Origin of the sequence: Acinetobacter amyesii, from assembly GCF_002018365.1 — a bacterium.
Classification (GTDB): domain Bacteria; phylum Pseudomonadota; class Gammaproteobacteria; order Pseudomonadales; family Moraxellaceae; genus Acinetobacter; species Acinetobacter amyesii.
Genome location: NZ_MVKX01000011.1, coordinates 41,269 through 62,044, shown reverse-complemented (window position 1 = coordinate 62,044; position 20,776 = coordinate 41,269). Strand labels below are relative to the sequence as shown.

Below are 20,776 nucleotides of genomic sequence, written 5' to 3'. Positions count from 1 at the left end.
AATCTAGATTTATTGCACAAGGTGTGACTCAATCCAGCCATTGCCATGTTCTGTAGTGACTTCGATCAAACCTGTTTTAGTCATGTTTCCCGCAAAAATAATGTCTGCATTTTTTGACAGTTTATTAATGACTTGGCTCGATTTATCTGCAGTTTGATAAAGCGGTAGATTATTAATTTTAGGTCTGAGTTGCTGTCCCATGCTGAAACCATTTGCAGCATAACTTGAGTTAGTCGTGGCCCGACTGCCTGTCCATTCTTTTGCGGTATTCGATACTTCTTTGGATGTTTCATTAAATTGATTCAGCGTATTTCTTAAATCACGCATGGTATCGGCAAAACCTGCATATACCGGTATTGAAGCTAAAGACAGACTGCTAACGATGACTAAATGACGAATTTTCATGAACTTTCTCCTTTACTTTGTTATGTCATTCCGCGTGATATTTGACGGATTCATAACATTCGCGGTGTTTAAATAATTATAAAATGCGAAAATTTAGCATTTTTAAAATAGATCATTTATACTTCACTTGTAAAGAGGGTGGAGTGGTGAAAATGAATGTAGAAAGCCAGAGTGAACATCTAAAGCAAAGTAAAAATTGGTATCAGTCCTTACCGACGGAATGGCAAAATTGGTTGAATGAAAATATTGAAAATGGTTGCGATGTACAGAAAATAAGTGAAATTTTACAATCACATGGATTAAGCCCAAGGGCGGATCAATACCTATTTTCTGATGCAGACCAACTTTCAGAACAGTTGCAAAATGAACTTTTAGGCTACAGTCTTGAGGGCTTAGAGATAGTTGAAATTTTAGAAAAAATTAAGCAAAAAAATATTTCAAATCATTTGATCATTCTGTTTTTAAAGCATGTAAACAATAACGTAATTTTTAAAAAACTGAAGCAACTACAGCAACAGCAGAATAAACAGCGCTGGTTATTACAGGTGATGGGTCAATTGAATCAATTGAACGACCACAGTCCATCCACAATCGATTGCATAGAAATACCTGATTTTAAAACATTTATAGAGCAGTATTATAGCCAGATGCGGCCAGTCATTTTAAAAGGTGGGATACAACATTGGCCTGCATTGCATAAATGGAGTCCTGATTATTTTGCACAGCATTTTGAAAATGAGTTGGTTGAAGTCCAGATGCATCGTGAGCAGCATCAAGAATTTGAAAAAAAATCGGTACAGCTGAAACGCATTATTTTGATGCAAGATTTTGTCGCACAAATCAAAGCCACTAAGCGTAGCAATGACATTTATTTAACTGCGAATAACGCCGCTCAAAATAAGCAGTTCATGCAAAAGATAAGTGAAGATCTAGGTGACTTCGCCAAAGGTTATTGTCAAAACGAGATCAAAGATCGACATTTTTTATGGTTTGGTCCAGCAGGCACATTTACACCACTGCATTATGACTTAACCAATAATATGTTGGCACAAATCTATGGACGTAAAAAAGTGACTTTGATTCCTGCATGGCAAATGCCGTATATGTATAACGATCATTGGGTATTCAGTCAGGTTTCAGACGTTGCAAAGGCTGATCTCGCAGCCTATCCACTGTTAGAAAAAGTGACGCCTATCGAGTGCATTTTGCAGCCAGGGGAAACCTTATTTATCCCAATTGGTTGGTGGCATAGTGTTGAAAGTTTAGATATCTCGATCAGTGTTTCTTTTACGCATTTTAATGTAAATAATCATTTTTTTACTGAATATCCTCAAGATCTCATCAGATAAAAATTGTGAAGTAGATTAAACAATGCGAAAATTTCACTTATGCAGTCTAATTTTCATGGCAATTCAATGAGCAAACTTCTCACTAATGAGGCAGATCAAAATTTACAGCAAGTATTGGTGCTGATGAATGAGCTGAGCCAATGGCTGATTCGCTCAGGTGTGGGGTATACCGAGTTTACTGCTGCATTGAAACCGGTTTTTTTCCAACAAGCTGTACATGAGTTAGAGCGTATCGATCAAAAACCGACAATTTCTGCGATCAGTTTACTTTCTGGTCTACACCGTAAAGACGTGACTGCTTATAAAGAAGTGATTTCTGAGGGTAAGGATCTGACTGAAGCGACTGTTTCTGAGCCAATTAGTGTGCCATCACGTGTGATTGGTTTGTGGCTTGCAGAAGGCTGGGGGGATTCATTGCCCTTCAGCAGTGAGTCGGAAAATAGTTTTGAAATGTTAGTGAAACGAATCTCCACCGAGCGCCATCCACGTTCGGTACTCAATGAGCTTGTTCGTTTGGAAATTGCCACTGAAAAAGATGGACAGGTGTATTTACAACAACGTCGTTTTATTCCTGATCCTTCGCAGTTAGAAGCACGTAAAATTTTAACGCGAAATGTTCAAGCGCATTTAGAAGCGGGTTTGCATAATTTATTGAATCCTGATGAAATACCTTACTTAGAACAAGCCATTTGTGCCGACGAATTAACAGAAGAATCGATTAATAAATTACATGAAATGAGCTTGGAGCTTTGGCAGAAATACTCACTACAACTTTTAAAACTTGCCGCGGAGCGTTGCGCAATGGATGACGGGAATCCTGAAGCAAATCGTGCATTTCGCTTTGGAGTTTATCAACATGATGCGAAAATTAAATTTTAAAATACTGACACTTTGCAGCCTGATGTCCATATTGTCAGGCTGTGAGATTGATTTTTTTTCGAGCGGTGGGGTAACGATCGAAGGCACAGGTGATCCAATTATTGATATTGGTCATGCGGGTGAGCAGAATGGTAGCTTTATACTTGGAACACGCTATCTAGAATTTTCTGCGCCTGAGCAAGATACCTGTCATGGTGTAGAGCGCAAATTGACGTTCTTAAATCCACTTGACCGTGAAAAAATAGACACCCAGACGTTTGTAGAAATACCAGCTGCACAGTCTGAACTAAATTCACAAAATGTACGTCTGACATTAAAGAACACCAATAGCGTGCCAGTCACGATTCAATTGCAATGTGATATGCCATTAACAATGCAGTTGGATGAGCAAGTTCGACCGTATTTTCCAAAACAGACTTGTGAAACGCCAAGTGAAATCAAGCTGTATCCGCAGCAGCAGTATGTCTTTGAAGCGGCAGTCAATCTGGAAACCGTGGAAGTAGGCACATGGACCCACGGTGTGGGAACCGCTGTTGAGTTTAAAGGCAATACAGGCGAGAAGTGCGAAGAAATGACAATCCACTTTAAGCAATCAGCTAAGCGTATTCAGCCTTAAAGATCATTTGTTAGAAATAAAAAAAAGGCGCTTAAAGCGCCTTTTTTATGAGATGGAAAACTTAAAGTTTGTCATCAAATTCGTTATGTTGCGGTGCAGGGTGTTTAAAACCTTTAGTTTTATAACCAAGGTATAAAATACCGAACATTGCCCACCATAAACCGTATTTCAATGCAGTTTCTTCAATTTCTAACCACATCGCAAAGATACTGATAAAGCCAAGCATTGGAATAACGACAAAGCTAAAAATATCTTTGGCTGTTTTTGTGCGGCCATCACGAAGTGCATAACGTGAAATCACAGATAAGTTCACGAATGTAAACGCTGTCAATGCACCAAAACTAATCATTGAAATGACAATATCAAGATCCATAAAGCCCGCAGTTAATGCAACCGCACCTACGATCATGATGTTGTACGATGGTGTGAAGTTTTTCGGACTAATATGACCAAAAATCTTTTTGTTAATGACGCCATCACGCCCCATTACGTACATCAGACGTGATACACCGGCATGTGCAGAAATACCTGATGCCATTACTGTCACAATCGCAAAAGTTAAAACATAGGATTGGAACAGTGAGCCGCCGACGAGCATGAGTATCTCTGGCTGCGTTTCAGCAATATTCTTGAAATAGTTACCCGGCTCAGCAGGGAAGAATAGCTGCATGAAGTAGGTACTAATAATGAAGATAATCCCTGCGATTAAAGCAGTTAAGAAAATCGCTTTCGGCAGTGTTTTCTCAGTATCTTTGGTTTCTTCTGCCAATGAACTTAATGAGTCAAAACCAGTGAAGGAGAAGCACAGTAATGTTGCACCTGTAATCAGCGCACCAACAGACGTCAGCTCATTCCAGAATGGCTCAAGGCTCCATAATTGGTAGCGTTCTGCCGCAGAAATCGGGCCATCAGCATTGAAGCCCATTTGAAGCTTGCTGTAGACCATCCACGTGAAAATACCAATTACTAATAACTGCACAAGTACAATCAGGCTGTTAAAGTTAGCAACAAAACGCGCACCGCGTAAGTTAATTCCAGTCATGAATGCCGTTAGCACAATGACCCATACCCAGTGGTTAACTGTTGGAAATAGTGCTTCAAGGTAAATCACTGCAAGAATAATATTCACCATTGGAGACAGCAGGTAATCTAGCCATGACGACCAACCCACCATGAAACCAACGTTCGGGTGAATGGATTTTTGAGCATAGGTATACGCCGAACCCGATGATGGATAGCGACGGATCATATGTCCATAACTGATAGAGGTAAACAAAATTGCAATCAGGGCAATAATGTAAGATGTCGGCACGTGTCGATGACTTTCTTCAGAAACTAGACCGAAGGTATCGAACAAGGTCATCGGCTGAATGTAAGCCAAACCAATAATAATAATGTGCCAGAGTCCAAGCGTTTTTTGCAGTTTAGCTGCCGATTGAGTCCCAGAGATATTTGTCAACGGCGTTATCCTCTTATCGTTGATCAAGGATCAGTCATATTCTAAGGATCGTTTGAGACGAACGATCCCCCCTACGTTTTAAAACAAAAGTGCGCCAATCTACTCCAAATTGGTACATTTTGTCAGTAACTTTGAAATTATTTTTAGCAGAAATTATGCCAGTTTGATTAAAAAATAACTGATATTGCGTTCTGCAAGTGAAAAGCCCGATGTTTAAAAAAACATCAGGCTTAATTTTTCGCTATATTCGCTTATTTTTCAGCAATTACCAAGCTTTTTTTAGAATAGTTTTGAGGTCTTCTAAGCTGGCTTCTTTAGGATTATAAATAATCGATCCATCATTCAGTGCTTTCTCTGCCACTTCATCTAATTGAGCTTCTGTCACTTTGCCAGTTTCACTCAAAGTACGAGGTAATTTGGTCAAACTATACAAGCGGTCACGCATGGCTAAAAGCGTTGAAATGGCTTTTTCAGCGCGGAGGTTGGCCGGCGTTTGTGCATAAATATCAGGGCCAGCCAGTGGTAATAGCAATTCAGCAATCTTATCGCCATTCACTTCTTTGTTGTATTCCAAGACATACGGCAAGAATAAGTTCATGCATAAGCCGTGGGGCAGGTGAGCGACTGCACCTAGCGCATGGCCTAATGAATGCACCAATCCAACCATTGAGTTTGAAAATGCAATTCCTGCCATCGTAGAGGCTTGTGCAAGTTCTAAGCGTCCATGTGCATCGCTGGTATTATCTAATACACCAAATAAGCTATTGCTGATTTTCTTGATTGCGGCAGTTGCATAGGCATCTGAAATAGGGTTCGCCGCCATGCACGTATAGGCTTCAATGGCATGCGTCATCGCATCCATTGCTGTCATCGCAGTGAGATGGGGTGGCAAAGTTTGCGTCATACGTGGGTCAAGAATTGCCGCATGTGGCATCAAATAATTCGATGCAAAGGCCATTTTGACATTCTTTTCGGGGTCAGAAACTACAGCGACCATAGTCACTTCTGAACCTGTCCCCGAGGTTGTTGGAATCACAAAAAATGGTTTTAAAGGTTTTGGTAAGTTGTGCGCACCTGAGTATTTCAGTAGGTCATCGCCACCTTCAGACACCAAGATATTGGTTGCCTTAGAGGTATCAATCACTGAACCACCACCGACTGCAATAATGGCATCACATTGGTTGTCACGGTAAAGCTGAGCCGCTTTACGTACGGTTTCTAGACTTGAGTCTGGCGGAACATCATCAAAAATATAGCCAATTACCGTCTCGGTACTTTCAAATGCCGCTTCAATCGGCGCAAGTAATTGATTACTGCGAACGCCTTTGTCGGTAATGATCATGGGGCGTTTAGCACCCAAAGTAGACAGTTCGAATGGGATGTGTTCTAAAGCAGCATGGCCAGCAATCACTTTTACAGGACAGAAAAATTCGTAATATGGTTTAGCCATGTGTTATGCGCTCCGTTTTAAATAAGACTGGGCTACTTTTAAATAAATATTTGCAGCACCGCTCAGTTTTTCTTTTAGGCTTAAATGTGTTGGATATTCTTTGACAGCCAATTCAGCCACCAATTTAGGTAAAATTAATGCTTCCATTTTGTTGAGACAACGCACCAGTCGGATCGCATAAGACAAATCACCATCGGCGATCATGCGGTCATTGGCAAAGGCTTGTGCGGTACTTTCTTGAAATGAGAAGACCAAAAATGCATGACTCAAATGCTTAAACGTAATGGTTAAGTCCGGCTTTTGAGTGCCGGGTGTGAGGAGTTTGAGTTGGTGGTCTTCCGAGACTTGCGCGACAAATGCAGCACCATTAGGAAAAACGTTCATAGATAAAATAAAATTAACTGGAAATTTAGCAACTTCTTGTTTAATTTCTTCATCGACCTGGCTCGCCATGACCAGACCTCTGCCAATCACATCCATCATGAGTTTGACATAGGCCTGCTGGAGCGCGGGTTTAACGGATTTAGTTGCAATCACGTGTACATCCCTTATCTATAATTATTAAATTTAGAGCTTTTACTCTAAATTATTTTATTTGAGAAAGCAAAGTCTTTTATAGTTGTTTGACTGTTACGTCTTTAAAGTAACCACTGTTTTTCAAAGTATCAATGATATCGACGCATAAGTTTTCAAATTTAGGGTAGTTCTGTACTAAATCTTGTATGCGCACCATTTCCAATCCTGCATAGCCACATGGATTGATCGTATGAAAACCAAATAAATCGCAATCAATATTTAGTGCTAAACCGTGATATGAACGGCCTTTACGAATTTTAAAGCCCAATGAACCAATCTTTCGTTCATTGACATAAACACCCGGCGCATCAGGCTTGGCATAAGCTTGAATACCATATTTGTTCAGCAAATCGATCATGAGGGTTTCGGCATACGAAACCAGTGTACGAACATTCCATCCCAAACGGTTTAGGTCAAACATGAAATAAGCCACCAATTGACCAGGCCCATGCCAAGTGACTTGTCCACCACGGTCTGTTTGTACCACAGGGATGTTACTTTGCACCAAAATATGTTCAGGTTTACCAGCTTGCCCCTGAGTTAATACGTCGGGATGCTGTAATATCCACAGTTCATCAGGGGTGTTTTCATCGCGCTGTTCAGTGAGTGTTTTCATCTCTAAAAAGCGGTCTGCATAAGGGGTCAGGTGGTTATATTGACGAATAATTAATTCGGGTTTTTGAACAGTTTCAGTCACGTATTTCGTGTCCTTTTCTATCAAAGTTATGTATGGATTATAATGAATTAAACGTACAAAAGGGGGTTAAATACTGAATACTTGAAGGGGTCACTATTGCATTTAGACATAAAAAAACACGCTCTAAAGCGTGTTTTTTTAATTGCATCAACAGAATTACAGCGCAGTACGAATGTGTTTACAAGCTGCTAAATCCGCATAGACCGCATGTACTTGTTCTAACTCTTCGAAACGTAATTGAGCAGTAATTGAATGATATTTACCTGTGCGAGATGGCGTTACCGTCATTTTGCTGCCATCAAAATCAGGAAAATGTTTAACAAAAATTTCATTCACTGCAAGGCGAAGTTCTTCACCAGCATTACCAATCAATTTAATTGGGTAGTCCATAGGGAAGACCCAAAGATGCTCTTGCAATTCACGTGAAGGAGCGCGATTAGTCATATCAGTCATGGGACACCTCATTATTTAAAAATACCTGCGATGAGCAGGTATTTGGAATCATTTGCTACATGCTCATAATATGGGGCAGAAAACCCCATATTCAAGCCTGCATTGTCCTAGTTATAGGTTAGTCATTCTCAAGGAATGAACGCAAATGCTCTGAACGTGATGGATGGCGAAGTTTACGTAAAGCTTTCGCTTCAATCTGACGAATACGTTCACGTGTTACGTCAAACTGCTTACCAACTTCTTCTAGAGTATGGTCTGTTGGCATATCGATACCAAAACGCATCTTCAAGACTTTTGCTTCACGTTCAGTCAAGTTTTCAAGAACTTCACGAGTTGCTTCTTTTAAGCCTTCAGACGTTGCAGCATCAATCGGAGAGGTGATGTTGCCGTCTTCAATGAAGTCACCAAGATGCGAATCTTCATCATCACCAATTGGTGTTTCCATTGAAATTGGTTCTTTCGCGATTTTAAGCACTTTACGAACTTTCACTTCGTCCATTTCTAGACGTTCACCTAATTCTTCAGGTGTCGGTTCACGACCCATTTCTTGAAGAAGTTGGCGAGATACACGGTTGATCTTGTTAATTGTTTCGATCATGTGTACTGGAATACGAATCGTACGTGCTTGGTCGGCAATCGAACGTGTAATCGCCTGACGAATCCACCAAGTTGCATAAGTAGAGAACTTATAACCACGACGATATTCGAATTTATCCACCGCTTTCATCAAGCCGATGTTACCTTCTTGGATCAAGTCGAGGAATTGCAAACCACGGTTGGTGTATTTTTTCGCAATCGAAATTACCAAACGTAAGTTGGCTTCAACCATTTCCTTTTTCGCACGGCGAGCTTTTGCTTCACCAATCGACATACGTTTAGAAATATCTTTGATGCCTTTAACATCTAGACCAAGTTCTTTTTCGATGTCAGCGATTTTTTGTTGGAATGCCAGAACGTCAGGGCGGACTTTTTCAAGATAGCCTTTCATTTCTGCAGGTGCTTTAGCAATTTGTTCATCTAACCAAGCAAAGTTAGATTCTTGACCTGGGAAAGACGTACGGAATTGAGTACGGTCCATACGACCACGGCGTACTGCATAACGCATGACTTCACGTTCAGAAGTACGGATTTGGTCATGGGTATTACGGATCAAATCAGAGATGATGTCGAATAAACGTGGTGTGAATTTGAACATCATGAACACAGTTGCAAGTGCTTCAAGTGCAGCAGCAGCTTCTTTACTGTTACGGCCATTTTTTTCAATAGCAGCTTTAGTCACTAACCATGCTTGTTCAAGCTCAGTGAAACGTGCTTTAGCAATTTCAGGATCTGGACCAGATTCGCCTTCAGAATCATCATCACCTTCAGACTCTTCGTCTTCATCGTCATCATCAAGTTTGACATCTTTAGTCGGCTTGTTGGTTGACGCTTCGTCTTCATCGATCTCAGAATCTTCTTCGTCGATCACTTCAGGGATGGCTTCGTCAGATTCTGGATCTAAATAACCAGAAAGAATATCAGCTAAACGGCGTTCACCCGCTTCATAATCTTTATATTCTTGCAGTACCACTTCGACCGCATTTGGCCAATAAGCAATAGAGTGTAAAACGTCACGAATACCTTCTTCGATACGTTTTGCAATGCTAATTTCGCCTTCACGTGTCAAAAGTTCAACTGTACCCATTTCGCGCATATACATACGCACAGGGTCAGTGGTACGACCGGGTTCATTTTCAACAGATGCAAGTACAGCAGCGGCTTCTTCTTCAGCAACTTCGTCAGTCGCTTCGCTGCCACCTTCAAACATTGTATCGTCAGATTCTGGTGCACGATCATGTACCGGAATACCCACGTCATTCAACATCTGAATGATGTCTTCAATCTGTTCACTTTCGGTGATTGAGTCCGGGAGATGATCGTTAACCTCGGCGAAAGTTAGGTAACCTTGCTCTTTGCCTCGGCTAATCAGAGCCGCTACTTGAGAAGTAGGGGAAGTCATATCGCTCATCTTTGCTTACTCTTCGTTGAATCTGTGGCAGTAAAAAACCGTGCATTTTAGCACGATCGTCTCATTAAATCTTGTGAATAGCTGGCTTATCCCATTAGGACGGTACAGCATCAAGCTGTCCAATGAGATATTAAAAATTTAAATTCAGTAATTTAGGTGGGGCTGAAATTGTTGTTTTCAAGTTCATCCCATGCATCGATTATTTTATGGGTCATCTTTGACTGTCATAAAAATGAAGGACGCAGGGTGGATTATATCATGCCACAGGTTTTGGTAAGAAAAAAAGCCCTATTTTTAAAGTTTAGTTGTTAAAAAAACAAATAAAACTTGACAATATTTTATATCCCATATAAATAGCGGCTAGACCCCTTCAATTTTTTTCATTATGAGGTAGTTTTGGTGTCTTCTACAGATTTTGAACTAGATGATAACTACGGTGATGATGATGTGAATTTCGATGAGGCCAGTGCAAAAACTAGCGCGAAAGAATCGTTAGAAAAGCGCCGACTTATTGATGACCTTCTGGCTCAGCGCCGTCTTGAACGTGAGCTTAAAGATTTTGATTACGACATCGACGATGACGATGATTTTGATGACGAAGAAGACTAAATAGCGATTTAGCATAGCGCTTGAAAATGCTATGCTTACGCATTAAGTTTCTAACTCTGGATTTGAAATGAGTGCTTTAGATTTAGACCTTTTGAGTGACTATCTAGACGGCGATGACAACGAGCATGGTCTAGATTTTGCAGCGACTCATGGTTTTTTGTGTGCAATTGCAGTAGGCCCAGCTTTTGATAAATGGCTAGACGAACTTTTTGATAACAATCAGAAAAAAGTACCTGCTGAAATTATTGCGCAAGTAAAAGCATGGCTCGAATCGATTCGTCAGAATCTTGCCAATGAAGATGGTATTGAATTTCCATTTGAAATTGAAGAAGCCGATGTTGAATCAAGTCTTGGTGACTGGAGTGTTGGCTTCGTTGATGCCATGTTCCTAAACGAAGATGCATGGTTCACCGACGAGTTTGAAGAACAATTGGTTGATTTAACTTTGCCAATCATGGTGTTCAGCGGCATTGATGAAGAAGATCCACAAATGGAATCATTCCGTCGCAATGGTCAGTTGATGGATGAACTTGCAGAAGAAATCCCAACCAATTTGAACGAATTATATTTGATGTATCACACACCAAATTAATTTCGACGAAATTTAAAAAAAGCACCTTGGGGTGCTTTTTTTAGCGCTGTACCTTTTCAATTCAAAGTCAATCTCAAGGCTTAACTACGTTTGGCTTTTAAAAAGCTTTTCGCCATCCATCCAAAAGATAAAGCCAACACGAGATAATGGATCAGTAGCGTAAAGCTGATAGCAAGCAGCCAGATCCAAGCGGGTAATTGCGTTAGCGCCATTTGAATAAAGGCTTGGGTTTCAGGGAAGATCAAGAGACAAATGACGGTCGCGACGACACTAATCAGTACCGAAGCCAAAATACAGCTCCAAATCAGGGTTTTCTTTTCAGCCTTATCTGGCACTCGCTGATGGTCTTTGACAAAGCTGGATGCCGCAGCAAAACCGCCCACGATGAGACAGGTAATGGATGAACCACCGGGTAAATCAAAGAAAGATTCGATGGCTGCGACAGCGACCATGGCGAGGGCATAAGCAATGCTAAATGTGATGATGTATTTTTTCATTATTCAATGTTCATGTTGTCGTTATATAAAGGGCGAGTATGGCTTGCCCGAAGTTTCTTCACTGAATTTTAAGTTTCAGTGAAGGGGTATTGATTCAAATTTTAACTCAATACCTTGAAAAAAAATTTATAATTTTTTAGCACAATAGTCAGCATACCAACCGTAGGCAATATGAAATATCGTGCCATGAATAGCGACCAAACAAAGCATAACCACAGCAGTTAGCCCAATGCCTGCATTATCTACAGACTTCATAATGCTTTCGGCATTGGGATTCATCAGCACCAAGAACAGCACAAAAAAACTACCAATGATGATCGCAACAGCACTGGAGCCCCAAACCAGTTGAATCTTTTCATGGTTGCTCGGTACACGTTGTTCTTTCTTTACAAAATGCCCAACACTGATTAATGCACATGCCACCAATGTAGGAATTAATGTGATTCCACCAAGATTTAATCCAAAGATTAATACGGTAATCAAAAGCACCAAGGCAATGCTATAAACAGCAGCAAAGTGCAGGAGATAGTGTTTCATGAAAGCCCCAAAAACAAAAAATTAACGATGTCGACGTTGATGTCGGCGATACAAAATCCAAGCAATAATGATGACTGTGATCAGAATAATCACATGTCCAACTTTACTAAATATTTGCTGCATTAACTGCTGATTTTCACCTAAATAAAAGCCTACACAGGCTAAAAAAGTGGTCCAAATAATTGTACCTAAACCACTATAAAACATGAACTTCCAAAATGGCATGCGGCTCATTCCCGCAGGAATACTAATGAGAGAACGCACAGCCGGAATCATCCGGCCAAAAAATACAATGCGGTGACCGTATTGCTCAAACCATGCTAGAGATTTTTTGACATCTGCCGACTTGATGAATAAGTATTTTCCATAGCGATCGACGAAGCGGAAGATGGATTCATGCTTAAATTTATAGCCAATCCAATACAGCACGGCTGCTGCCAGTAAAGAGCCGATACAACCTGAAATAATGACACCAATGAGTAGCAGTTGACCTTGGGAGGCAGAATAGCCAGCCGAGGGCATGATGATTTCTGAGGGGATTGGGGGGAAGACATTGTCAAGGAACATGAGCAGGGCAATACCGAGATAACCCAATTGTTCCATGATTGAAATAATCCATTCAGTTAAATTCATGGCAGCCAAGGCAGAGAAAAGGTGTATTTATCCTATGTTGAAAAGTGCAGTGGGTAAAGTTACGTTTTAAATATTCCTGAAACCACCTGAGCAAAAACAACAAATGTTGAGTTCATCTTATATTAAGTAGCACGTAGGCTTAATGAGAAGGAAAATGTATAAATGATGATGGTATTGAGCAATGCTGAATAATAGTAAGACTGATAATTGAAAGGCATAGAGTACGGTTTTTATGGCACTGAGTTTACGCTGTACAGTTTGGATTTTATTTTTGATTTTGGAGCTTTAGCAGCCTTAAAAAATCGTTTTATGTACTGAACAGCGTAGGACAAAGTTGCCATAAGTAGCGTTGCAAGGTGCGTAAATTAATCATCATGTTCCATATTTAACAGCGTGTGAATATAGACTTGGCGTAAGCTCAGTGATAAAGCAAATGGAATCGCACAAAGTCCAAGAATGTTGAGCAGAGTGGGTTGTAAGTGCAAGGTATAAGCAATAAATAAGGCAAAAATTGCACCGATGCATGTAGCAATACTGACTATCAAAATATGTGACTGTTGGTTCAGTAGGTGTTTTAATTCTGCAACACTTTCTTTTACACGTGGAGCGGGTAAAGCAAGGCGCCTAGAGCTTGCAATAGGAGAGTTGATTAATTTTGGCATAATGCTTTCCTTTTCAATTATCTATAAGGATTTTCTCGGATCAATTGATCAGAATAAGCATAAATGCGCGAACTGATTCTCGTAAATAACCAGATATAGTTATTTTGTCAAAAAAATTAAGTCACTGTTTAGAATGCGTAAAAAAAGCCCTAAGAATAGGGCTTTTATTTATATATCGTTACAACAAATTTTGCTTAGAGGCGCTTACGTTTTGCTGCCACAATTTGTGATTGGCGCATACGGAAGCCAGCTTTTTGTTGTTCAGTGGTTTTGTCGATACAGTATTTGCATGACACGCCGTGTTCGTAGCTTGGAAGTTCAACTTCAGCAGGAACCAATGGCCAACCGCATGCGTGACATTTGATGTTCTCGCCTTCTTCCATACCGTGAGTGACAGCAGTACGACCGTCAAAGACGAAACATTCACCTTCCCACATGCTTTCTTCAACAGGGGTTTCTTCTAAATATTTCAAGATACCGCCTTTAAGGTGATAAACCTCATTAAAGCCTTCTTGAAGTAAAAGTGAGGTTGATTTTTCACAGCGAATACCGCCTGTACAGAACATGGCAATTTTCTTATCTTTATGCTGCTCAAGCTCTTTTTTCACGTATTCAGGGAATTCACGGAAAGTCTCAGTTTTCGGGTCAATCGCACCCTTAAATGTACCTGCTTTGTACTCATAGTCGTTACGTGTATCAATTAGGATTACGTCATCACGTGCAATTAGTTCATTCCATTCTTTAGGATCAAGATAGTGACCGACTAAATCACGTGGTTTCACTTCCACACCTAAAGTCACGATTTCTTTTTTCAGTTTAATCTTCATTTTACGGAATGGTTTATCCGCACTATGCGATTCTTTGTATTCCATCGCATTGAAGCCTTCATTGAGAAGGAACTGATGGATGATATCTACAGATTTACGGTCACCGGCAACAGTACCGTTAATACCTTCACCTGCCACAATTAGAGTACCGCAAAGGTTGATGGTTTTTACCAAGTCTAAAAGACGTTGTTGAAGATCAGCAGGATCTTGAACTTCTTTGAATTGATAAAGTGCGGCAACAACCCAACCAGAGGTCGCTTGCTGTTCTACAGGTGCAAGCTGTTCTACAGTAGCGTTCATGGAGTACTCCAAATGAATAAAACAGGATAAAAATTAAGGCGCACATTCTACCGTGATTTGGATGAATAAGCGAGTAATGTGGTGGCTTTTAGCCACACATTTGATCATGGCTTCATTTCAGCAGTTTTAGCGTGTATAGTCATGCCGAGTTGTTTTTATCCCATAAATATTGATTGAATGGAGCCGGTTTTGAGTACTGATCGTCGAATTGCCTCGTTGACCCCATGTGCAGGGCGTTGTTCTACGGTATTTGGTGATTCAGTCTGTCGTGGTTGCCGCCGCTTTAACCATGAAGTCATAAAATGGAATACCTATACAGCAGAGCAACACACGGCCATTTGGTGTCGTTTAGATGCGCAGTTAGATCAAATTTTAATACCGATGTTGCCGCAAGCGGATATCGTCCATGTCGAAGGCTTTGTCTTGTCTAAGCGAGTTCGCTTACGTCCTGATGCAAGCAAAGGCCGAAAACTGTATCACGCACTCAAGCTCTGCGAAAAAAACCGTCATTTCACAGATGACAGTGGACTCGGGATACATTACAAACAGGTACGACCGTTGTGGGATGAATTTGAGCGTCGTGTTTTGGCACTCGCCACAGCCAGCTACGATTTGGCATTCTTAAGAGCGGATGCCATTCGCTTGCATTTATTGCAAAACATGGATGAAGAGGACTAAGTCCTCTTTTTTTATGTATGAAAATTAGTGATCTAAAAATAAGTGAAGGAATCTCAGTGTGAATTATTCGGAGTACTTTTTATATTGTGTGGCAGTCATTGTGATGATTGCAACGCCTGGACCTGTGATGCTGTTGGTCGCAAGTGCAGGTTTACAAGGCGGCTATAAAAAGGCATTTCAAACCATTGTGGGGACGAATTTTGCTTCACTGATTTTGATTGTACTGTCGGTGTGTATTTTAAAAGGTATTTTAAATGTGAATGCGCACTGGCTCGATGGCATCAAAATACTGGGTTGTTTATATATTGCTTATATTGGGTTTGATATTTTAAAAGAAGTCATGACACAGCCCACTGAGCAATCTCTGCAGTTAAAAGCAGCACAAGGGGGCTTTAAGCAAGGACTGATCGTGGGGATTTCAAATCCTAAGGATATTATTTTCTTCGCGTCATTTTTTCCGCAGTTTGTAGGAATTACTCCTCATCTTAATCTGAGTTTAATTGTGTTGACCCTGAGTTGGATCGTTTTAGATTTCGCAACTTTGTCTTTGGTGTATTTGTCTTTTCATCGATTGTCGAAATCTCGCTGGTATAAAAAATTGTTGGCACTGTGTGGGTTGATTTTAGTGGTGGTAGCAATTTACGGGATCTATAGCACATTCACGGCTTAATTCTTAACTTGAAATGTGCAGTAAAAAATAAAAAAGGCTGATTGAATCAGCCTTTTTTATGAACGTGTAGAGCTTTAATTAATTCGCACTAGAGATTGTGCTGTAAACGATATTGCACAATTTCTTCAATGGTGAGTACAGTCAAATGATGGGTTTGTGCATACGCTAAAACTTGTACGCCATTCGCCATCGTACCGTCTGGGTTGGTTAATTCACACAAAACACCTGCAGGTTTTAAACCGGCCAGACGTGCCAAATCAATAGTCCCTTCAGTATGTCCACGACGGGTCAATACGCCGCCTTCACGCGCACGTAAAGGAAAAACATGACCCGGACGGTTTAAGTCACTAGCAACAGCACCATCTTTAATTGCGGCTTTGACTGTAGTTGTTCGGTCTTTTGCTGAAACTCCAGTCGTAACACCTTCCGCAGCTTCAATGGTGACGGTAAAGGCGGTTTTAAAATGGCTAGAGTTATCAGACACCATGGGTGGAAGTTCCAAATGATTGGCCTGCGCATCGGTTAAACACAGGCAGACAATCCCTGAACCGTCACGAATCATACGTGCCATGGTTTCTACAGTGAGTGTTTCTGCTGCAACAATCAGGTCGGCTTCATTTTCACGGTCAAAATCGTCCATGACTAAAACTGGTTTACCTTGACGAATGTCTTCTAAGGCTTGCAGCATGCGCTGTTCTGCTGGTGGAAGGGCAGAAAAGAAAATTTCGGGTTGAATTAAACTAGACATTGAAACGCTCGCGTAAATTTTAGATACGGTTGAACATTTCAGGACATGTGAAATAGTGGCGTTACGATATATATTGAAAATGATCAATGATATAGAGATGTGACGTCGTCTTCTTTCATCCGGACTATACCGTCGGCTCAGGTATTGCACCTGATCTGCGAATCGCGTTTAAACGATTGGCTCGTGGGCTTTTTGCAGGGCGTTCAACCCAGCAAATTTACCACCGGTGGGGAATTTCACCCCGCCCTGAAGCGATGTGTCTTGAGTATAGACCTGTTTGTGTGGTGATGGGGGATTATTGCCTAGAATCATTTGCAAAATTTTAGATAAGTAAAGTTATAAGATTGGATTTGTAAGCATTTTTATAAAGTGTGCCAAAGCATGCTATCGTGCCGATAAATTAACCATGATTGCATAATGATAAAAAATGACGCTTCCTCAGCATTCTCAGCAGCAGAATATAAAGCTGCATCGTTCACAGTTAGATCAAGAGTTTTCAACAAATCTGTTCCAAGATGTACAGGTCATTCGGTATCTGCAAGTGATCGGTGTTGCACTGATAGCAGCCAGTTTCGTGTATTTGATCGCGGCAAACTGGTTGATGTTGCCAAAATTCATTCAATTAGCAATTCCAATGTTGCTGTTGGTACTGAGTGCTGTGACGAGTGTATATTTTGCCAGGCATGCTTGGATTCAGCAAAGTTTAGATGCTTTAAGTGCTTTGTTGCTCGGATTGAGTATGGCTGTGATTGGTCAGGTCTATCAAACAGGTGCAGACAGTTATCTGTTATTTTTGGTCTGGGCTTTGCTGCTTTTACCTTGGTTATATCGACCGAATATCGGAGTATTTGCGTTACTGTGTTTGATCAGTCAATTGGCATTATTTTTATATTTTAAACAAAGCTATTTAATCGTTGATCATTCATGGTGGTATTTACTCTGTATGAATGTATTGACGGCAATATGTGTGACTTTGTGTTTGAAATATTATGCTGCACTGCGCTTTGTATTTATTGCATTCATTACACTAATGTCGATGTATTGCATGTTTTTATACTGTGGAAATGGGGCAGAGCAGTATCAATGGCAATATTTAATTTTTGCCTTGTTGCTTCCAATTTATCTGATTATCTATTTTTATCGACAACATCGTGCATTAGAAACAAGTATACAAGCTGCAGGTCTCGCCGCGAGTTTCAGTATTTTGATTTTCCAATGGGCAGAACATATTTTATCTGACTCGAGTGCAGGATTGTTGGTTTTTGCCTTGCTGATATTTGCTTGGTTTGCGGTGATCAGTTGGGCACTGATGAAATTTCTGCCACAGACTAAATTTGCGGTTATTCCTTTAGCGATTGGGGCATGGTTCGCAGGCATTATTTTATCGAGCTTATTGCTGACCTATTGGAAGGCGTTTTCGATCGTCATAGGCTTAGTTTTTGTGGCTATGGCTTGGTGGTTGATTCGACGAGCTAAAAGTATCTTTAGTCGCCAATTTGCTTACTGCTTATGGGTATGTGGCCAATCTGCGGTCTTCATTCATACAGAGAGCTTGACCGATAGCATTGGGTTTATTTTAGTATTACAAATTGGCGTTATCTTGCTCTGTTTGTTTAGTCGAATGCATTGGTTTATTGTTTTTATTCAACTCATTGCAGGATATGGCCTTGCGGTGGCCACACTATTTGATGCCGATCTTTTTATAAGCGATGAACATGTCATCTTAGCTGTGATTGGATTGAATTATATTCTACTCATTTTCTTGCTCGGGAGTGCAACAGCTTGGTTGCACACGATGTATCGAAAAAGCATTGTGTTGTGGATGTTATGCATCGTATTGGCGGTTGTGGTGTTGCAGACGCTGTCAAATAACGTTCTACAGTTTGAACAGACCCAACATGGCGTTCTTGACCTGTTTATCGGTTATTTACTGCCTGCGGTTTGGCTTGGCCTTTACATCGCAAATCAGCAAAAACAGGTGGGGAGCGAAAAATGGCCGTTACTGCTATTGGGCCTTGTGCTGATTGCGATGGGCTATTTTGGAATTTTCTTGTTTTTGGTTTTATTGGCATGGGCGCAGGTCTATCAGCAATCTTTGGTTAAAGCCCTTTGCATCGTGTTGATCATTTTTAGCTTATGGATGCTGTACTACAATTTGGGTCTGAGTTTTTTATTGAAAAGTTTAACGATTTTGATCTCTGGCCTTTTGCTGCTTGGCATCACCAGAATGTTAACTGCGATACAGCTTAAACAAGGGGGAGGAGCATGATGAACATACTCAATAAAAAAATGCTTCCTATTGGTTTGGCTGTACTCAGTATTCTTTTATTTGTGCTGATGATTGCACGTCATGAATGGCATTTGGCAAACAGTCAGAGTATTTATGTAAAGCTGCAACCTGTCGATCCTCGCTCGTTGATTCAAGGGGATTATATGGCCTTGAATTATCAGCTCTACTTTGGTGGTCAGCCTTCTGAAGAGCAATCTGCCAATGGGCAGGCTGGCAAAGCGAACAAAGAAGAAAATGTACACCGTGACGATTTTGTCGATCAAAAAAGTATTGTGAGTTATGTGCAGCTTGATGCACAGCGTAGAGTGATTCGGACCAGTTTCAATCCAAAGTTATTAGCGCAGTATCCAAGCTCATCTACAAAACTGGTGCTCAAAAATCCTGACAATAGATTTGAGGGTTTATATCCCGCTGCGAGCAGCTTTTTATTTGCAGAAGGCTTGGAAGCGTGCTATCGCGATGCGCAATATGCAGAGCTAAAGGTACAAGAAAATGGTCAGCCTTTGTTGGTGGGGTTGGTCGGAGAGCATTTACAGCCCTTTGATTGTAAACAAAACCAAGCATGGTGGAAGGGCCCTAGAGCAGGGTAGATAAATTGAGCTGTTGAGTTGTATGTAGTGATATGCGTCTAATACTGAATTTTCGTAATCAATAATGCATATTTCAGCCATAAAAAAGCCCGCAAATTTTGCGGGCTTTTTAGAATTTTTAAATACTTGAATTAAGCAACTTGAACTGGAATACAGTTCGCTGTGTGGTTCACAGTGTTGTTTGGGTTCGCATAGACTAAGCGTGGCTTATGTGCATTTGCTTCAGCTTCTGTGAAATCACCAAAAGTTGCGATAATCAACAAGTCGCCAATATCTGCTTGGTGAGCAGCACCGCCGTTTACAGAGATAATGCCAGAACCTTCTTCACCACGAATGGCATAAGTGGTAAAACGCTTACCATTAGTCACGTTCCACATATGAATTTCTTCATATTCACGGATACCGGCTAAATCTAGAAGAATACCGTCAATTGCACAAGAACCTTCATAATGTAATTCTGCTTGTGTAACGACGCAACGGTGGATTTTAGCTTTTAATAAACGAGATAGCATGGCTAGCGTCTCCTTGGTAGACCTAAGATCGTATCTTATGGTGGAACAATCTCTTGAATGCTGGGTGAGCAGTCAAATGCAAGCGCATTTTGCTCTGAAATCATTCAGATGGCAATAAGTATTGTTCAACAATTTGTGGAATTGTCAGTTCTATTTGTAAGCGTTGATCTGGTTCATGGCTTGCTGAATCTCACCACTTACCAACAATTTAGTACGTGATAAGGCATATGCAATAGCATCATCCATTAAGCCTTGTTCACTACTTGGTGCTTTACCTAAAACATGGCCTGAGACACGTTCTTTAGAACCAGGATGACCAATACCAATACGTAAACGATGGAAATTTGGACCAATATGCGGGACGATATCGCGTAAACCATTATGACCACCATGACCACCGCCAGTTTTCAGGCGAATGACACCAGGGTTCATATCAAGTTCATCATGTGCGATAAGCATTGCTTCAGGAGCAATTTGATAGAATTTGGCGAAGGGAACAACACTTTGACCAGAGAGGTTCATAAAGGTTGTGGGTAACAGCAGACGAACGTCTTGACCTTCGATATTACCACGACCACTGATACCTTTATATTTAGGATCAGCTTTGAGTTGGATGCCATATTGTTCTGCAAGGCGTTCTACAAACCAGAAGCCTGCATTATGGCGGGTTTGGGCATACTCAGAACCTGGGTTACCCAAACCAACAATCAGTGAAAGTTTACTCACTCATTTACACCAT

General features: G+C 40.7%; 24 protein-coding genes and 1 riboswitch. Of the genes, 9 read left to right on the top strand and 15 right to left on the bottom strand.

Annotated features, from left to right (window positions below; genetic code table 11):
- Window positions 1-9: 9 nt before the first annotated feature.
- On the bottom strand, window positions 10-405 hold the full coding sequence (locus B1202_RS14895; RefSeq protein WP_078191381.1) for a hypothetical protein: 396 nt from the start codon (window positions 403-405) through the stop codon (window positions 10-12).
- A gap of 152 nt (window positions 406-557) precedes the next feature.
- On the opposite strand from B1202_RS14895, the gene B1202_RS14890 reads away from it, so the two are divergent.
- From B1202_RS14890 to B1202_RS14880, 3 genes are all read left to right on the top strand, one after another.
- Window positions 558-1,754: a cupin-like domain-containing protein gene (locus B1202_RS14890; protein ID WP_078191380.1), complete on the top strand. Its 1,197-nt coding sequence runs from the start codon at window positions 558-560 to the stop codon at window positions 1,752-1,754.
- Between the two features lie 66 nt (window positions 1,755-1,820).
- Window positions 1,821-2,633 carry a DUF6502 family protein gene (locus B1202_RS14885; RefSeq protein ID WP_078191449.1) on the top strand — a complete coding sequence of 271 codons (813 nt, stop codon included), beginning with the start codon at window positions 1,821-1,823 and terminating at the stop codon, window positions 2,631-2,633.
- The gene (locus B1202_RS14880; RefSeq protein WP_078191379.1) at window positions 2,611-3,249 is read left to right on the top strand and encodes a hypothetical protein; all 639 of its coding nucleotides are present in this window, start codon (window positions 2,611-2,613) and stop codon (window positions 3,247-3,249) included. The genes B1202_RS14885 and B1202_RS14880 overlap by 23 nt, the downstream gene beginning before the upstream one ends.
- Window positions 3,250-3,310: 61 nt before the next feature.
- On the opposite strand, the gene B1202_RS14875 is transcribed toward B1202_RS14880, so the two are convergent.
- The 6 genes from B1202_RS14875 to rpoD all read right to left on the bottom strand — a co-directional run bounded on the left by B1202_RS14875 (window position 3,311) and on the right by rpoD (window position 9,892).
- Window positions 3,311-4,708 (bottom strand): APC family permease, encoded by a 1,398-nt coding sequence (locus tag B1202_RS14875; protein ID WP_078191378.1) that lies wholly within the window; start codon window positions 4,706-4,708, stop codon window positions 3,311-3,313.
- Between the two features lie 265 nt (window positions 4,709-4,973).
- Window positions 4,974-6,158, bottom strand: a complete 1,185-nt coding sequence (locus tag B1202_RS14865; RefSeq protein ID WP_078191377.1) for an iron-containing alcohol dehydrogenase — start codon at window positions 6,156-6,158, stop codon at window positions 4,974-4,976.
- A gap of 3 nt (window positions 6,159-6,161) precedes the next feature.
- Window positions 6,162-6,695, bottom strand: a complete 534-nt coding sequence (locus tag B1202_RS14860; protein ID WP_078191376.1) for a hypothetical protein — start codon at window positions 6,693-6,695, stop codon at window positions 6,162-6,164.
- Between the two features lie 76 nt (window positions 6,696-6,771).
- Window positions 6,772-7,431, bottom strand: coding sequence for a lipoyl(octanoyl) transferase LipB (gene lipB / locus B1202_RS14855; RefSeq protein ID WP_078191375.1), 660 nt, complete (start codon window positions 7,429-7,431; stop codon window positions 6,772-6,774).
- Window positions 7,432-7,587: 156 nt separating this feature from the next.
- A complete protein-coding gene (locus B1202_RS14850) occupies window positions 7,588-7,875 on the bottom strand; it encodes a YbeD family protein (protein ID WP_078191448.1) in 288 nt (95 codons plus the stop codon).
- 127 nt (window positions 7,876-8,002) lie between these two features.
- Complete coding sequence (rpoD, locus tag B1202_RS14845; RefSeq protein ID WP_078191374.1) at window positions 8,003-9,892, bottom strand: RNA polymerase sigma factor RpoD; 1,890 nt, start codon at window positions 9,890-9,892, stop codon at window positions 8,003-8,005.
- Between the two features lie 399 nt (window positions 9,893-10,291).
- On the opposite strand from rpoD, the gene B1202_RS14840 reads away from it, so the two are divergent.
- Window positions 10,292-10,501: a PA3496 family putative envelope integrity protein gene (locus tag B1202_RS14840; protein ID WP_078191373.1), complete on the top strand. Its 210-nt coding sequence runs from the start codon at window positions 10,292-10,294 to the stop codon at window positions 10,499-10,501.
- 67 nt (window positions 10,502-10,568) lie between these two features.
- Complete coding sequence (locus tag B1202_RS14835; protein ID WP_078191372.1) at window positions 10,569-11,093, top strand: YecA family protein; 525 nt, start codon at window positions 10,569-10,571, stop codon at window positions 11,091-11,093.
- Window positions 11,094-11,173: 80 nt separating this feature from the next.
- On the opposite strand, the gene B1202_RS14830 is transcribed toward B1202_RS14835, so the two are convergent.
- The 5 genes from B1202_RS14830 to B1202_RS14810 all read right to left on the bottom strand — a co-directional run bounded on the left by B1202_RS14830 (window position 11,174) and on the right by B1202_RS14810 (window position 14,549).
- On the bottom strand, window positions 11,174-11,590 hold the full coding sequence (locus B1202_RS14830) for an ABZJ_00895 family protein (RefSeq protein WP_078191371.1): 417 nt from the start codon (window positions 11,588-11,590) through the stop codon (window positions 11,174-11,176).
- Window positions 11,591-11,716: 126 nt separating this feature from the next.
- Window positions 11,717-12,127 carry an ABZJ_00895 family protein gene (locus B1202_RS14825; protein ID WP_078191370.1) on the bottom strand — a complete coding sequence of 137 codons (411 nt, stop codon included), beginning with the start codon at window positions 12,125-12,127 and terminating at the stop codon, window positions 11,717-11,719.
- Window positions 12,128-12,148: 21 nt separating this feature from the next.
- Window positions 12,149-12,760, bottom strand: a complete 612-nt coding sequence (locus B1202_RS14820; RefSeq protein WP_078191369.1) for a DedA family protein — start codon at window positions 12,758-12,760, stop codon at window positions 12,149-12,151.
- A gap of 365 nt (window positions 12,761-13,125) precedes the next feature.
- Window positions 13,126-13,422 (bottom strand): hypothetical protein, encoded by a 297-nt coding sequence (locus tag B1202_RS14815; RefSeq protein WP_078191368.1) that lies wholly within the window; start codon window positions 13,420-13,422, stop codon window positions 13,126-13,128.
- A 194-nt stretch (window positions 13,423-13,616) separates the two neighbouring features.
- The gene (locus tag B1202_RS14810) at window positions 13,617-14,549 is read right to left on the bottom strand and encodes a rhodanese-related sulfurtransferase (RefSeq protein WP_078191367.1); all 933 of its coding nucleotides are present in this window, start codon (window positions 14,547-14,549) and stop codon (window positions 13,617-13,619) included.
- A gap of 189 nt (window positions 14,550-14,738) precedes the next feature.
- Here B1202_RS14810 and B1202_RS14805 point away from each other — a divergent pair, with 189 nt between their 5' ends.
- A complete protein-coding gene (locus tag B1202_RS14805) occupies window positions 14,739-15,227 on the top strand; it encodes a DUF1289 domain-containing protein (protein WP_078191447.1) in 489 nt (162 codons plus the stop codon).
- 58 nt (window positions 15,228-15,285) lie between these two features.
- The gene (locus B1202_RS14800) at window positions 15,286-15,897 is read left to right on the top strand and encodes a LysE family translocator (protein ID WP_078191366.1); all 612 of its coding nucleotides are present in this window, start codon (window positions 15,286-15,288) and stop codon (window positions 15,895-15,897) included.
- An 88-nt stretch (window positions 15,898-15,985) separates the two neighbouring features.
- Here B1202_RS14800 and ribB read toward each other — a convergent pair whose 3' ends face one another.
- Window positions 15,986-16,645, bottom strand: a complete 660-nt coding sequence (gene ribB / locus B1202_RS14795; RefSeq protein ID WP_078191365.1) for a 3,4-dihydroxy-2-butanone-4-phosphate synthase — start codon at window positions 16,643-16,645, stop codon at window positions 15,986-15,988.
- A gap of 103 nt (window positions 16,646-16,748) precedes the next feature.
- Window positions 16,749-16,902, bottom strand: a riboswitch (FMN riboswitch).
- 170 nt (window positions 16,903-17,072) lie between these two features.
- On the opposite strand from ribB, the gene B1202_RS14790 reads away from it, so the two are divergent.
- Window positions 17,073-18,914 carry a DUF2157 domain-containing protein gene (locus B1202_RS14790; RefSeq protein WP_078191364.1) on the top strand — a complete coding sequence of 614 codons (1,842 nt, stop codon included), beginning with the start codon at window positions 17,073-17,075 and terminating at the stop codon, window positions 18,912-18,914.
- Window positions 18,911-19,525: a GDYXXLXY domain-containing protein gene (locus B1202_RS14785; protein WP_228145176.1), complete on the top strand. Its 615-nt coding sequence runs from the start codon at window positions 18,911-18,913 to the stop codon at window positions 19,523-19,525. The genes B1202_RS14790 and B1202_RS14785 overlap by 4 nt, the downstream gene beginning before the upstream one ends.
- Before the next feature lie 131 nt (window positions 19,526-19,656).
- On the opposite strand, the gene panD is transcribed toward B1202_RS14785, so the two are convergent.
- Window positions 19,657-20,037, bottom strand: a complete 381-nt coding sequence (gene panD / locus B1202_RS14780; protein WP_078191363.1) for an aspartate 1-decarboxylase — start codon at window positions 20,035-20,037, stop codon at window positions 19,657-19,659.
- A gap of 150 nt (window positions 20,038-20,187) precedes the next feature.
- On the bottom strand, window positions 20,188-20,763 hold the full coding sequence (gene pth / locus B1202_RS14775; RefSeq protein WP_078191362.1) for an aminoacyl-tRNA hydrolase: 576 nt from the start codon (window positions 20,761-20,763) through the stop codon (window positions 20,188-20,190).
- Window positions 20,764-20,776: the final 13 nt, after the last annotated feature.

Coding starts and splice junctions, on each gene's coding strand:
- B1202_RS14895 (WP_078191381.1), bottom strand. CDS start 405: ATGAAAATTCGTCATTTAGTCATCGTTAGCAGTCTGTCTTTAGCTTCA.
- B1202_RS14890 (WP_078191380.1), top strand. CDS start 558: ATGAATGTAGAAAGCCAGAGTGAACATCTAAAGCAAAGTAAAAATTGG.
- B1202_RS14885 (WP_078191449.1), top strand. CDS start 1,821: ATGAGCAAACTTCTCACTAATGAGGCAGATCAAAATTTACAGCAAGTA.
- B1202_RS14880 (WP_078191379.1), top strand. CDS start 2,611: ATGATGCGAAAATTAAATTTTAAAATACTGACACTTTGCAGCCTGATG.
- B1202_RS14865 (WP_078191377.1), bottom strand. CDS start 6,158: ATGGCTAAACCATATTACGAATTTTTCTGTCCTGTAAAAGTGATTGCT.
- B1202_RS14850 (WP_078191448.1), bottom strand. CDS start 7,875: ATGACTAATCGCGCTCCTTCACGTGAATTGCAAGAGCATCTTTGGGTC.
- rpoD (WP_078191374.1), bottom strand. CDS start 9,892: ATGAGCGATATGACTTCCCCTACTTCTCAAGTAGCGGCTCTGATTAGC.
- B1202_RS14835 (WP_078191372.1), top strand. CDS start 10,569: ATGAGTGCTTTAGATTTAGACCTTTTGAGTGACTATCTAGACGGCGAT.
- B1202_RS14830 (WP_078191371.1), bottom strand. CDS start 11,590: ATGAAAAAATACATCATCACATTTAGCATTGCTTATGCCCTCGCCATG.
- B1202_RS14825 (WP_078191370.1), bottom strand. CDS start 12,127: ATGAAACACTATCTCCTGCACTTTGCTGCTGTTTATAGCATTGCCTTG.
- B1202_RS14820 (WP_078191369.1), bottom strand. CDS start 12,760: ATGAATTTAACTGAATGGATTATTTCAATCATGGAACAATTGGGTTAT.
- B1202_RS14815 (WP_078191368.1), bottom strand. CDS start 13,422: ATGCCAAAATTAATCAACTCTCCTATTGCAAGCTCTAGGCGCCTTGCT.
- B1202_RS14810 (WP_078191367.1), bottom strand. CDS start 14,549: ATGAACGCTACTGTAGAACAGCTTGCACCTGTAGAACAGCAAGCGACC.
- ribB (WP_078191365.1), bottom strand. CDS start 16,645: ATGTCTAGTTTAATTCAACCCGAAATTTTCTTTTCTGCCCTTCCACCA.
- B1202_RS14790 (WP_078191364.1), top strand. CDS start 17,073: ATGACGCTTCCTCAGCATTCTCAGCAGCAGAATATAAAGCTGCATCGT.
- B1202_RS14785 (WP_228145176.1), top strand. CDS start 18,911: ATGATGAACATACTCAATAAAAAAATGCTTCCTATTGGTTTGGCTGTA.
- panD (WP_078191363.1), bottom strand. CDS start 20,037: ATGCTATCTCGTTTATTAAAAGCTAAAATCCACCGTTGCGTCGTTACA.